General features: G+C 67.5%; 12 protein-coding genes. 7 read left to right on the top strand and 5 right to left on the bottom strand.

The annotated features are described in order from the left end of the window. Nucleotides 1-545: 545 nt before the first annotated feature. The 3 genes from OG589_RS12540 to rox all read left to right on the top strand — a co-directional run bounded on the left by OG589_RS12540 (nt 546) and on the right by rox (nt 5,091). Complete coding sequence (locus OG589_RS12540; RefSeq protein WP_405148825.1) at nt 546-875, top strand: glycosyltransferase; 330 nt, start codon at nt 546-548, stop codon at nt 873-875. Beyond that, the gene (gene helR, locus OG589_RS12535; protein ID WP_405148824.1) at nt 872-3,022 is read left to right on the top strand and encodes an RNA polymerase recycling motor ATPase HelR; all 2,151 of its coding nucleotides are present in this window, start codon (nt 872-874) and stop codon (nt 3,020-3,022) included. The genes OG589_RS12540 and helR overlap by 4 nt, the downstream gene beginning before the upstream one ends. A gap of 644 nt (nt 3,023-3,666) precedes the next feature. After that, nucleotides 3,667-5,091 carry a rifampin monooxygenase gene (gene rox / locus OG589_RS12530; RefSeq protein WP_405152028.1) on the top strand — a complete coding sequence of 475 codons (1,425 nt, stop codon included), beginning with the start codon at nt 3,667-3,669 and terminating at the stop codon, nt 5,089-5,091. A gap of 545 nt (nt 5,092-5,636) precedes the next feature. On the opposite strand, the gene OG589_RS12525 is transcribed toward rox, so the two are convergent. From OG589_RS12525 to OG589_RS12510, 4 genes are all read right to left on the bottom strand, one after another. Next, a complete protein-coding gene (locus OG589_RS12525) occupies nt 5,637-5,864 on the bottom strand; it encodes a hypothetical protein (protein WP_405148822.1) in 228 nt (75 codons plus the stop codon). 54 nt (nt 5,865-5,918) lie between these two features. After that, nucleotides 5,919-6,353, bottom strand: a complete 435-nt coding sequence (locus OG589_RS12520; protein WP_405152027.1) for a CBS domain-containing protein — start codon at nt 6,351-6,353, stop codon at nt 5,919-5,921. A 221-nt stretch (nt 6,354-6,574) separates the two neighbouring features. Further along, on the bottom strand, nt 6,575-7,624 hold the full coding sequence (locus tag OG589_RS12515) for a patatin-like phospholipase family protein (RefSeq protein WP_405148820.1): 1,050 nt from the start codon (nt 7,622-7,624) through the stop codon (nt 6,575-6,577). A gap of 87 nt (nt 7,625-7,711) precedes the next feature. Beyond that, a complete protein-coding gene (locus OG589_RS12510; RefSeq protein WP_405148818.1) occupies nt 7,712-8,131 on the bottom strand; it encodes an SPW repeat protein in 420 nt (139 codons plus the stop codon). 145 nt (nt 8,132-8,276) lie between these two features. Between OG589_RS12510 and OG589_RS12505 the strand changes: the two genes are divergently transcribed. The 3 genes from OG589_RS12505 to OG589_RS12495 all read left to right on the top strand — a co-directional run bounded on the left by OG589_RS12505 (nt 8,277) and on the right by OG589_RS12495 (nt 10,917). Next, complete coding sequence (locus OG589_RS12505; protein ID WP_405148816.1) at nt 8,277-8,741, top strand: MarR family winged helix-turn-helix transcriptional regulator; 465 nt, start codon at nt 8,277-8,279, stop codon at nt 8,739-8,741. 496 nt (nt 8,742-9,237) lie between these two features. Continuing rightward, a complete protein-coding gene (locus tag OG589_RS12500; RefSeq protein WP_405148814.1) occupies nt 9,238-9,906 on the top strand; it encodes a HEAT repeat domain-containing protein in 669 nt (222 codons plus the stop codon). Nucleotides 9,907-9,912: 6 nt separating this feature from the next. After that, entirely contained in the window at nt 9,913-10,917 is a 1,005-nt protein-coding gene (locus OG589_RS12495; protein WP_405148813.1) for a HEAT repeat domain-containing protein, read from the top strand. 372 nt (nt 10,918-11,289) lie between these two features. Here OG589_RS12495 and OG589_RS12490 read toward each other — a convergent pair whose 3' ends face one another. Continuing rightward, on the bottom strand, nt 11,290-11,691 hold the full coding sequence (locus tag OG589_RS12490) for a hypothetical protein (protein ID WP_405148811.1): 402 nt from the start codon (nt 11,689-11,691) through the stop codon (nt 11,290-11,292). A gap of 479 nt (nt 11,692-12,170) precedes the next feature. Between OG589_RS12490 and OG589_RS12485 the strand changes: the two genes are divergently transcribed. Then, nucleotides 12,171-13,007 carry an ion transporter gene (locus tag OG589_RS12485; protein ID WP_405148809.1) on the top strand — a complete coding sequence of 279 codons (837 nt, stop codon included), beginning with the start codon at nt 12,171-12,173 and terminating at the stop codon, nt 13,005-13,007. Nucleotides 13,008-13,126 lie beyond the last annotated feature (119 nt).

Raw genomic sequence — 13,126 nt, 5'->3', positions numbered from 1 at the left:
CTCCCATTCACGGGTCGCGGCCGGTTCCCACTCGGCATGCCGCCGGTGGAACGGGGCTTCGACGCGTTGCCGAACGAGGCGGCGGGCGTGGGCGAGCCCGGAGGCTTGGTCGATCGAGCGGCACCGGGCGCAGATCCGCGCCGCGCTGGGTTTCCGGGAGTCGACGCGGGCCGATGAGGACGAGCCGATCGAGTGGCGGGCGGCCCCGATGGTGCTGACTGATGAGGGCTTGGGGCGGCGTTGTTGCCGCGGTGCTGCCGCAGTGGGCGCTGGTGTTCGTCAACACCAGCCTGGTCCAGTCGGTCCTGAACGACCCCGCCTGGGCCGACGGTACCGGCGTACGCGGCGCGCCGCCGCTTCGCGAGGAGCTTGTCCGTCCGCAGCGGACGACGAAGGGAAAGGAGAGTATCCACTCCTTTCCACTCTCAACGTATAGCGCACCGGGGGACTTGCGGCAAGACCCGGGTCATGCCGCAGAATCGTCGGCCGAGGCCAGCACCTGATCGCTGGCCGAGGCCAGCACCTACGAAAACGGGGAACGCGGAATGCGTGTGTTGTTGTCAGCGTATGGGTCGCGCGGGGACGTCGAACCGATGGTGGCACTCGCGGTGCGGTTGCGGGAACTCGGCGCGGAGGTGCGGGTGTGCGCGCCGCCGGACAAGGAGTTCGCGGAGCTGCCGGCCGGTGTCGTGCACCACGGCGGCGCGGGCACGAGTCACCGCCGTGGCCGGCACGATCCGACGGGGCGACGGTGGCCGCGACGCTGCTGCTCGACGCGATCAGCCGAGAAAGGCTGCCCGCGTCCGCGTGAACCACACGGGATCGTCGAGCCGGGAAAGTGCCTCGTCCACCTCAGATCGGAGCCGATGACGTGAACCCCCTGACTACCAGCGCGTTTGACCTTCCCGACCACCTCTCCCCCAAGGCCGACCCGACGCTGATCGCCGGCGACGAGCAGCACTTCGCGGTCATCGCGGAGAGCCTCGAGCAGTCGATCGCCGACCTGTCCGACCGCCTCGATGCCGAGCGCAAGGCGCCCGGCGGCATAGGCCGGCAGGCGATGGACCGTGACATGCAGATCCACCGGCTGACCGCTCGCCTGCGCGCACTGCGTCGCTTCGGTTTGGACCTGTGCCTCGGACACATGGTCACCGCAGACAACCCCGAGCCCGTGTACGTCGGACGACTTGGCCTCACGGACAGCGCGGGTCGTCGGCTGCTGCTCGACTGGCGCTCCCCCGCGGCTGAGCCGTTCTTCGGAGCGACCCACGCCAACCCGATGGGTCTGGCAAGCCGCCGCAGGTATCGCTGGACCCGCGGCCGGATCAGCGACTACTGGGACGAGGTGTTCACCTCGGACGGCTTGGTCGGGCACGCCGCGCTCGACGACCAGTCCGCCTTCATCGCCAGCCTGGGAAGCAACCGGTCGACACGGATGCGAGACGTGCTCAGCACCATCCAGGCCGACCAGGACGCCATCATCCGCGCGGGATCCCGCGGCGCTCTCGTCGTCGACGGCGGTCCGGGTACGGGGAAGACCGTCGTCGCTCTGCACCGCTCCGCCTACCTCCTCTACTCCGACCCTCGCCTCGGTCACCGCCGGGGCGGCGTGCTGTTCGTCGGTCCGCACCAGCCCTACCTGGCCTACGTCGCCGACGTCCTCCCCAGCCTCGGAGAGGAGGGGGTGCAGACCTGCACCCTGCGGGACCTCGTCGCCGAGGGAGCCGCAGCAGCGATCGAGGCCGACCCGAACGTGGCCCTCCTGAAGTCGTCCGCGAACCTGGTGAAGGAGGCCATCGAGACGGCCGTCAGGTTCTACGAGAACCCGCCCACCAAGGGGATGACGGTCACGACCCACTGGTCCGACATCTGGCTGAGCGCCGACGATTGGGCCGAGGCGTTCGAAGCACCAGAACCCGGTACTTCGCACAACGAGGCGCGCGACCAGATCTGGGAGGAGCTGCTCACGATCCTGGTGGACAAACACGACGGCGACGCCTCGGCTGGCCTGCTCCGCAAGTCGCTGCTGCAGAACAGGGAGCTGCTCACGACCTTCAACCGCGCGTGGCCGCTGCTCGAAGCCACTGACCTCGTCGGAGACCTGTGGTCGGTACCCGCCTACCTGCGGAAGTGCGCTCCCTGGCTCAGCCCCGATGACGTTCAGCAACTGCAGCGCGGGGACGCCCAGGCCTGGACGGTGTCCGACCTGCCGCTCCTGGACGCAGCACGGCAGCGGCTCGGCGACCCGGAGGCGTCGCGACGTAAGCGTCGGCACAACGCCTCTGTCGCAGCCGAGCGCGAGCACATGGCCAAGGTCATCGGCGACCTGCTTGAGGCCGATGACGACGGTGAAGGTGCGGTGACGATGCTGCGCGGACAGGACCTACAGGACACCCTGGTCGACGAGACCGCACCGCCCAGCACCGAACCGGACCTGCTCGCTGGCCCGTTCGCGCACATCGTCGTGGACGAGGCTCAGGAACTGACCGACGCAGAGTGGCAGATGTTGCTGCTCCGGTGCCCGTCCCGGAGCTTCACCATCGTCGGGGATCGTGCCCAGGCCAGGCACGGGTTCACGGAGTCGTGGCAGGAACGGCTCGAGCGGATCGGGCTCGACCGGATCAACCTGGCCACCCTGAGCATCAACTACCGGACGCCGGAAGAAATCATGGCGGAAGCCGAGCCGGTCATCCGGGCCGTGCTCCCGGACGCCAACGTGCCGACCTCCATCCGCAGCAGCGACGTCCCCGTCGTACACGGATCCGCTTCGGATCTGGGCTCGATCCTCGACACCTGGCTCGCCACGCATGCCGAAGGGATCGCCTGCGTCATCGGCGATCCCACGTTCCGGACGACGTCCCGCGTCCGGTCGCTGACCCCGGAGCTGTCGAAGGGGCTTGAGTTCGACCTGGTCGTCCTCATCGACCCAGAGGCGTTCGGCAAGGGCATCGAAGGAGCGGTCGACCGCTATGTCGCGATGACCCGAGCGACCCAGCGACTCGTCATCCTCACGAGCTCCTGACGTCGGCCAAGGCCTCCTCGAGCTTGTGCGGGACAACCTCACCACCATCCACCTGCACCAAACATCGGAGGCATCAATGGCCTTCGAGGAGGATCGGAACGGATTTTGGCGGTAGCGGGGTTGATGTAGCAGCGGAACGGAAAGTCACGGTAGGGATGTAGGTTCCGCGGCTCGGTGAACAATTCCGCGCTACCTGAACAGCATCGGCCGCGTGGTGTCCAACCTTGATCATTCATGGGGTGGGGCGTGTTTCGGGGATGCGTATCTTGCGTTTGCGTTGCACGCCGGATTCGCCCTGCAACCGCACGGGCCCGTTTGGAGTCATGATCACGTGGCCAGGAAAGGATTGGACGGGGTGATGCTCGGGCTTGTAGCTTGCAGTTGACCGTGACACCGCCCGAGGAGGTGAGACCCATGAACGCTGTATCGATGTGGGTGCTCCCCCTTCCCGTCACGGTCGGGCGATTGACGTAGGTGTCGCCGGGAGCGCCTCGCCAACCAGGCACTCCCGAAAGGCAACACCTATGCACTCTCAGCAGGTCACCGCCGAGCCGCCGTCGAACGGCAGGGTCGAGCGCGACTTCACCGTGGGCGACGTCCCCGAACTCTGGTCGCCGGCCTCCGGCGCAGATCGCGCGCCCCTCATGTTCGACGTGATCATTGCCGGGTGCGGGCCGACCGGTGCGATGCTGGCCGCCGAACTGCGGCTGCACGATGTGCGGGTACTCGTTCTGGAGAAGGAAACCGAGCCCGCGTCGTTCGTCCGCATAGTCGGTCTGCATATTCGCAGTCTCGAGCTGATGGCAATGCGCGGACTGCTGAATCGCATTCTCCAGCATGGAAGACAGCGTCCGGCCGGCGGTTTCTTCGCCGCCATCCCCAAACCCGCGCCCAAGGGCCTGGATTCCGCGTACGCCTATCTGCTGGGCATCCCACAGCCGGTCATCGATCACCTGCTCGAAGAACATGCGATCGAACTGGGTGCGCAGGTCCGGCGCGGTTGCGCGGTGGCCGATTTCGAGCAGGACGACGAGGGTGTGACCGTCGAGCTGGCCGACGGGGAACAGCTGCGTTCGCGCTACCTCGCCGGCTGTGACGGCGGGCGCAGTACGGTGCGCAAACTGCTCGGCGTCGGCTTCCCCGGCGAGCCCTCGCGGACCGAGACGCTGATGGGCGAGATGAAAGTGGGTGTACCGCAGGAGGAGATCGCCGCCAAGGTAACCGAAATCAGCGAGACCCATCAGCGATTCTGGCTCAGGCCCTTCGGCGAAGGGGTCTATAGCGTCGTAGTCCCCGCCGCGGGAGTCAGCGATCGCGCGGAACCGCCCACCCTCGAGGATTTCAAACAACAGTTGCGCACCATCGCCGGAACCGATTTCGGCGTGCACTCCCCGCGCTGGATGTCCCGCTTCGGGGATGCCACCCGGCTAGCCGAACGTTATCGGGTCGGGCGGGTGCTACTGGCCGGCGATGCGGCACACATCCATCCACCCACCGGCGGACAGGGCCTCAACCTGGGCGTTCAGGACGCATTCAACCTCGGCTGGAAACTGGCCGCACAGATCCGCGGCTGGGCGCCGGAAACACTGCTGGACACCTACCAGGCCGAACGTCATCCGGTCGCCGAGGACGTGCTGGACAACACCCGCGCCCAGATGGAACTGGTGTCCACCGAACCGGGCCCGCAGGCCGTGCGCAGGCTGCTCACCGAACTGATGGACTTCGACGAGGTGAACCGCTATCTGATCGAGAAGATCACCGCGATCGGCATCCGCTACGACTTCGGCGAAGGCCCCGACCTGCTCGGCCGCCGCCTGCGCGACATCGACGTGAAACAGGGCCGCCTCTACGGTCTGCTGCATCGCGGCCGCGGCCTGCTGCTGGACCGCACCGAACGCCTGACCGTCGGCGGCTGGTCAGACCGGGTCGATTACCTCGCGGATCCCACCGCGGAACTGGATGTCCCGTGCGTCCTGCTACGCCCCGACGGCCACGTCGCCTGGATCGGCGACGATCAGCAGGACCTGGACGACCACCTCTCCCGCTGGTTCGGCAAGCCCGCCAACTGATTTCGCCTGAGCAACCGAAAAGGCCCGTGAGGAGGATCGGAACGGCCAGTAGCGACTGACCATCGGAAGGCTGGAGGCAGCATTAGCCGTGGTGCTCTGGCGCCAGGGTCGGCCTGCGAGGAGGGTTAGCCTCCGAGTGACGACCGGAAGACGGCGGAAGAGCACCGCGGGGTGGATCGGCGCAGGCGGCGTCGTGCACAAGACTCTGACCGAGACCCGGGCGGAGGCCGAGCGGGTACAGCGGTGACGGCCAGGCCGCCGAGCCGTCAGCGCGGGTTGGTCAGCGTGCGTTGTCGGGCGTGCAGACGAGCCATCGACCGTTCGCAGCAGGTTGAATCTCCACCCTGATGAGGGTGAGCAGCGAGAATCGCTCGCTGAGAATGCCCTCGACCTGCTGCAGGGCCTCATGGGGCGGGAGTGGTTCCCAGGTCGGTCTGCCGACCAGCGGCTCGTCTTTGCCGGGTCCACGAACCGCAGCCCAGCGGCCGAGGCGATCTGCCCGCCGCCCCCGCAGTTGACGATGTCGATCCCGGACTGGGCGGCGATCAGGCGCGCGTTGGCCGCCGAGATCGTCTCGGCGCGCAGGTCAGCGTCGGAGCCTTGGACGCCATCCCGTACCGGGCCAGCGACGCCAGCTTCACCGCCGGTACCGGCTCGGTCTCGACCCGCCCGGCCCCGATCCCACCGATCTCGGCGACCCGGTCCAGCTCCCGCACCAGCACCCGCCCCGACGCCTTCACCGGCGAGGTCCGCAGCCGCTCCAGCTCCGACACCCGCCGGTCTTCCGGGGTGACCGGGTGAGAGCCGCGAATGATCCCTGGCGTGAGTCAGGCGCTCGCGTAGACGCGGTGGACGAACTCAGCGAGCTTGCTGTCGGGCAGCTCCTTGGCGATATCAGCCTCGCTGATCATGCCCACGATGCGGTGATTGCCGATCACGGGTAGACGCTTGATCCGGTGCTCTTCCATCATGTTCAGCGCTTCCTCGGCGCTGGTATCGGCGTCCACCCACACCAGCCCATGCGCCAGATCGCCGGCTGTGGTCTGGTCGAGGTCCTTGCCCTCGGCACAGCATTTGACCACGATATCCCGGTCGGTGATGATGCCCTTGAGCCGATCGTCATCTCCGCAGATCGGCAGCGCGCCAACGTCCAGATCGCGCATCATCCGCGCGGCCTCACGCAGGCTGCCGTGCTCGCCGATGCACTCGGCCCCTTGGCGCATTATGTCCCGGGCCCGCTTGCCGGCGCCCTCTGTGGTCATCGCAGCCTCCCCGAAAAGATCGATGAACACGTACTGGGTTTATACCCACTCTGACCTGGTCGCCCACCAGTTCTCACGCCGTCATTAGCCGCCGGCTGTCACCCACGTGAGCGCCCGCGAGCGGTTCCCGGATACGTCTCCGTTCCGCTGCTCCGCGAGGCCGTGCCCACGGGCAAGCGCCGGTCGGCGTGTGCCCGTGGGCATAGCGCGGACACACATCGTCATCGACCTGATCCACGTGCTGGATTCCCTTGGCGGCGCCGGACTGATCGCGGTACACGGTGCCGTACGGGTCGGCAAGGGTAGGGTGGCGGATCGTCGTGGGCGGGGTGGAGGTCGCCGAGCAGTCGGGCACAGGCGGGTCGCGAATCTCGGTCGCCTTCCAGCCAGCGGCTCGTCGCTTCTGTGGCCATGGTGATCAGGTCAGCGGTCTGCCGGAAGTCGATCGGCAGTACCTCGATCGGACACAGCGGCGGGAGCAGGTGCAGCCTGGTGTGGTGCTCGACTCGGGCGATGGAGGCCGCCATGCGCTGCTCGGCCAGGAGGTTGTACGCATGCAGCACCATGCCGATCACGTTGGACGGCAGGTTCGGTAGCCGGCAGGAGAATCCCGGGCTGAGCACGTACACCTCGTCGGCGCCGCACTTGACCGCGGCGTCCAGTGTGGTGTCTCTGGCGACGCCCCCGTCCATGAGCACCTGGCCGTCGACCTCCACGGCCGGGTAGAGGCCAGGGATCGCCGTGCTGGCCAGCAGGGCGGGCAGCGCTGGTCCGCTGGACAGCAGCACCGGGTCCCCGTTGCCCGCGTCGGCCGCCAGTACGGCTAACCGGATCTTCGTGTTCTCCAGGCGGTCGACGGGGAGGACCCTGTCCAGGAAACGCGCCAGCGCCTGGTTGTCGAAAAGGTAGCTGCGCCGACCGGTGGCCACGGCCTCGATGGTGAGCGGATTGACCGGAAAGGCGTAGTTCAATGCGCCGAGTGCGCGCAACGCCCCGTGCAGCGGGTGCCAGGGCAGAGATTGGACCAAGACCTGCGCCATCTCGGGCAGGCTGAGGGGGTAGACGTCGTGACGGCCCACCGGTAGCCACAGTCCCGCCAACTCCTCGACGCCTGCGGGGCTCGGGTGGGTCGCGTAGTGCGCCGCGTTGAGCGCCCCGACCGACGCGCCGACGACGAGATCGGCCCGGATCCCATTCTCGGTCAGCGCTCGCAACATCCCCACCTGAGCGGCGCCGAGGCTGCCCGCGCCCCACAAGACGAACGCTTTCATCACCTCACCTCCGGGAGATCCGGCCTCGGCTGGAAGCCGGGCTGCCAGGTCCGGCTTCCAGCCGAGAAAGGGGCGTCGTCCCGCGAGTCACCGGGCCCGGCTTCCCCCAAGGAACATCGCGCCCAGCCCGAGCAGCACGGCCACCGCGCCGGTCACCACGTTGTTCCAGATCGTTGCCGTGGAGGCGACGTCGCCGCTGACGACCCAGGGAGCGATGATCGTCCAGACGCCGATCAGCGGTGCGACCCAGGTGATGCCGTGAGTCCGGCCGTAGGCCGAGGCGAACCCGAGGGCCAGCATCGCCAAGGCGATCCCGACGATCAGGTTGTTCCCGGTCAAGGTCGCGAATCGATTGAACCCGACCACGAAGGGAGAGATCGCCAGGTAGAGCCCGGTCAGGAACGTGAGGCCGGCGACCGCCTTGGCGGCCGGTGCCTCCGCGGCGAGCTCGTACTTCGCCCGCAACTCCTCGATGTCGGGGTGCAGCTTCATGGCTTGACCCGCCATGTCTTCCACCACCTTCTCGAACGCAGTATGTGCGTGTGGCTTCGAGCAAGACGGCCGCTTCCAGGGGCGCGGTGAAGCGCGGTCCCGCAGTTCGCCTTACTCATATATCGTATTATGATAATATCACTTCAGGAGGTGTAGGCCCATGGTGCCACCGTTCAAAGGCCTCGACGACCGGGAGTATGCGAGGTTGCTCGCGGTCCGGGTGGGCGTACGCCGTTTCCTGCGGTGGAGCGAGGAGCGGGCGGCCGAAGTGGGGTTGACGGGCACCCAGCACCAGCTGCTGCTGGCGATCCGCGGCCACGACGACTCGCGTGGGCCCACCATCGGAGAACTCGCCGACTACCTGTGCACCCGGCATCACAGCACTGTGCAGCTGATCGATCGCGTCGAGCAGCTCGGTCTCGTCGCCCGCAACCGCGGGGAAGGCAAGGATCGCCGCGTCGTGCGCCTGAAGCTCACCAGAGCCGGCGAGGGCAAGCTGGCCCTGCTCGGCGCCACCCACCTGCAAGAGCTCCGGCGGCTGTCTCCTCTGGTCAACGCGTTGATCGAGCCGGAGGCCGCCCGCCCAAGTTCGACCCGGCCGACTACCGCGACCGGCACGCCGTGAAGTGCGGTATCAACCGGCTCGAACGCCATCGCGCCGTAGCCACCCGGTGCGACAAGCTCGCCGTCCGCTATGAGGTCACCGTCCACATCGCGGCCATCAACGAATGACTCTGACCTCCCCCAGAAGACAGCGCCACCAGCCCTTCGACGTCGCCCGCGTGAGCCGCTCCACGATTAACCGACCGAGATCCTCCGGTCGGGCAGCACGCTCCCGCCGGCGCAGCGTCCGGCGCGGCCGTCGGAGTCATCGGCCGGTTCCACGTCCTGGCCGGCGACTGCGTCGGGAATGGGAGCCTGAAGAGCTGATCGCGGCGTGGACGCTGTTGTGCGTGATGTCGGCGTACACGTGAACGTGCCTCATAACGTCACGCACGTCTCATCTGACTTGACAAGCACCGAACGCGGTGGACAGAGGGTGCCTGGTGATCTCGCGGCCTGACCCCGCTTGACCTTGACACAGTGACAAGGTCTTCACTGTAGCCAAGGAGGTGGTCCCGATGGCCATGCCGAAACAGGACACGGATACGATTCGAGCTTTCCAGGGGCTGGAGGACAGCCGCTCGTCAGTGCGGCTGCGGGCAGCGCTAGCGGTCGGCACGACCCCTGACCCGCGGTTCATCGACAAGCTCCTCGAACGATGCGCGATCGAACCCGAATTTTACGTGCGCGACATGCTTACGTGGGCACTCACCCGCCACTCAGCATCAATGACGGTCCCAGAGCTTCTCAATGAAGTCCGCTCGGAGCGTGCGCAGGCACGAAGCCAGGCGTTGCACACGCTGTCCAAGATCGGGGATCGGCAAGCGTGGCCGGCGATCACACGGGCGCTTCTGTCCGACGCCGACGATGAGGTGGCGCGGAGCGCTTGGCGGGCAGCGGTCGTGCTCGTGCCCGAAGGTGAAGAGCCCGAGTTGGCCGCAGTGTTGTCGACACAGCTAGGGCGCGGCGAACGTGAGATGCAGCTGAGCCTCAGCCGGGCGCTGATCGCGCTCGGCGAGGTGATTTTGCCAACTCTGCACGCTGCGATGACGGATCTCGACCCTCGCGTGCGCGCGCACGCGATCGCCACGGAACGGCTGTTGCGCGACCCGGATGCCGGATTCGAGTTCGCGATCGAGGAGGCGAAGCGCGTCGTAGCCCTCGGCAGGACCAGCCAGGAGGGGTGATAGGCAGTGTTGATCGGTGATGTGGCACTACGGTCCGGGGTCAGCGCCCGCATGCTCAGGCATTACGACTCGCTCGGCCTGGTGCGGCCAACGGGTCGTACCGGCGCTGGCTATCGAGAGTACTCCAGCGAGGACATCCGGCGGATCTTCCATATCGAGAGCCTGCGGTCATTGGGGCTGTCGCTGCGTGAAGTCAGGCGCGCGCTCGATGATCCCGGCTTCACGCCCTCAGAGCTCGTCGACGACCTCATCCGCCAGACGCGAGAACGCATTGCAGGTGAGACGGAGCTGCTCACGCGACTCCGTCGGATCGGTGCCGCAAAACCCGCCGGCTGGGAGGACGTCCTCCAGATCGTTGCACTCCTCCAGGCGTTGGGGTCAAAGAGCGCTGGGAAGCGCCAGCGCGCGGCCTTGTCCTCAGTCGAAGAGGTTCCGGTGCCAGTGGAAGCACTGGTCGAGGCAGCGCTGAGCGAGACGGACCCGAACGTCGCCGGAGCCCTTCGATGGGCTCTGGCGCAATTGGGCGATGGCGGATTGGCGCTGCTGGCGGAGGGCCTCGGCTCACCAGTAGCCGAGGTGCGGAAACGTGCCGTCCAGTCCATCGCTGAGATTCCGAACGGTGAGGCGACCGCACTGCTGCAGGACGCCTTCGCGAACCCCGACATCGTGGTCCGCAGGTATGCGGCTCTGGCGCTCGGGGCACGTGGAGTGGCCGACGCGGTCCCGACGCTCATCGATATGGTCGTCGAGGGGACGAATGACGTCGATGCAGCCGATGCACTGAGCGCGCTGGCGAGTCGTCCCGCGTTGGCGGATCAGATCGCTACCAGGCTCGTTGATTGCCTCGCCCACGCCACCGTTGAATCGTCTGCACGTCGACGGCTGACACAGGCGCTCGCGGATATCCCGGGAATCACAGCGTCACGTGCCCTCGCAGATCTGTCACATGACGAAGACCGTGCCATTGCGCTTACCGCGACATACATTCTCGGGATACGCAACGCACGATAACGGATCTTTCCTGGGGTGCTGTGTGCGTGGGGCCCAGTTGTTGCTGGTCACCGCCGACAGGGCCACGGCATCGCCGAGGACCCCGGCTGTACCGCGCTTCACCGCCGCGCGGTACAGCCGGGTGCCATCCGTCACGTCCCGGCCGGATTGGGCACGGCCGGGCCGGAACCGCTGGAACCTACCCGGGCGTGGACACCCCCTGGTCGAGCCGGTGCCTGACCTGCGGCGAGGCCGCCGGCCCCACCTTGAGCTCCCGGCGCCGCGGCCAGGGGTCACCCATGCGGTCGACGCAAGTCCGGCGCCGCCATCCGCCTGGACGCCGGCCAGGCCGCCGCGGAGATGCGCCCGGCGCGAGGGAGGCCCATTCGGAGGTCAGCGGGCCTTGCGCAGTCCCATGATCTGCAGTTCGGCGAAGATCCCGACCACGATGGCCTGGAGGACGGCCCAGACGGCGCCGAGGGTGGTGAACCCGGCAGAGCCCGTGACGACGGCGATGACGCTGCCCAGCGCCCACGCGAAGTTGAGCGTGATCACCGCCTTGACGGCGCCGGCGCTGATCGCCTTGCGGCGGGCGAGGACGCCGACCGCCGCGCCGTACAGCAGGAGGAAGGCGCCGATCCCGCGCAGCGGGCCCGCCCCGGGCCCGAGCAGATCGCTCACAGGGGCGGTGGCGGCGAGATAGACCAGGCCGTTCACACCGGTGACGGCGGCGTCGAGGGTCAGCGCGATGCGGAGGAATCTGGTGTGGTCGGTGGTGACGGTCAGGGTGGTCATCTCACGCTCCTCGATGTCTGTCGGCATGAGAACCATGGCATCCCGGCCGTGCCCGCGCGATTACGTGCCAGGTCATGCGCCCGCTCACCCGGGTCGGCCGGTCAGTGGTGGCGGCTCGGCCCTTGCGGGTGATGTTCTGCGGGTTCTTGTCGGCGCGCAGGCCGCGGCAGGAAGGGTGACGCAGCGGGCGGCCTGGCCGATGCTCCGCCCGGGGCACGCCACGGCGAAACAGCCTTCGACCAGAGTGAAGCGGCGGTCGGGTAGCAGGTCGGCGTACCGGTGGACCAGTTCGGCGCCTTTGGCGGGGCGGGATTGATCATGCGAGCCCAGCTTGCTGACCGAAGGCACCGCCCCGCCGGGTTAGGACGCCGCCCTTGCCCATGCCGAGCGGGAACCCGCTGAGGGCGGCACAGGGCCGGTAGTACGGGGAACTGTAGGATTTCGGGCGGTCACAGCGCCTCAGCCCCTGGAGTGCCGGCTTGCCCTCTATCTCTCGCGAACGACTCCGTGTCTTCGTGGACGCCCCGGCGTTCCAGCGTGCGGTCATCGCCGTCATCACGCTGAACGCGATCGCGCTCGGACTGGAGACCTCGCCTGAGTTCGCCGACCAACACGCCACGGCCCTCCTCGTGACAGACCGCCTCATCATCGCGATCTTCGTTGTCGAGATCCTTCTGCGGATCGCCGCGTATGGAAAGGCATTCTTCCGTGACCCGTGGAACTGGTTCGACCTGATCATCGTCGGTGTCGCCCTCGTGCCGGCCTCGGAATCGCTGTCGATCTTGCGCCTATTCCGGTTCCTGCGCATCCTGCGGCTGATCTCCGTGGTGCCGGGGATGCGGCGGGTGGTCTCGGCGCTGTTCACCGCGATTCCCGGACTGGCCTCGATTCTGGTCCTGCTGCTGCTGGCGCTTTACATCGCCGCCGTGATCGGCGAGCGGCTCTTCCACCAGGCGGCCCCGCAGCACTTCGGAGATTTCAGCACGTCGCTGTTCACGATGTTCACTGTGCTCACGGTGGAGAACTGGCCGCAGGTCGCCCAGGATGTGATGGCCACGGAGCCGCTGGCCTGGATCTTCTTCGCCGCCTTCATCGTGATCACGGCGTTCTTCATCCTCAACCTGCTCATAGGCGTGATCGTTTCCGCGATGGAGGCCGAGGTCAACGCGTCGCACTGGAAGGCGGACCAGGCAATCGAGTTGGAGCAGCACATCGCGGTGATGAACGAGATCCGGGCGCTCAACGAAAGGGTCGACCGGCTGACGGCCGCCCTGCCGGCCCCCGCGAACACCCGGCCGCCAGAGGGCTCCAGCTGAGCCCTGTTCGGCGCCGATGCCGAAACCCGGCGGATGGCCGGTGCCGGCACACCCGCGGCCGAACGTCCTTCACCTGATCTCGCTGACCGTGGCCATGGGGATGCGCCGCTCCGGGCGGT

This window comes from Sphaerisporangium sp. NBC_01403 (assembly GCF_045040145.1).
Classification (GTDB): domain Bacteria; phylum Actinomycetota; class Actinomycetes; order Streptosporangiales; family Streptosporangiaceae; genus Sphaerisporangium; species Sphaerisporangium viridialbum.
This window is presented reverse-complemented; position numbering and strand designations above follow the sequence as displayed.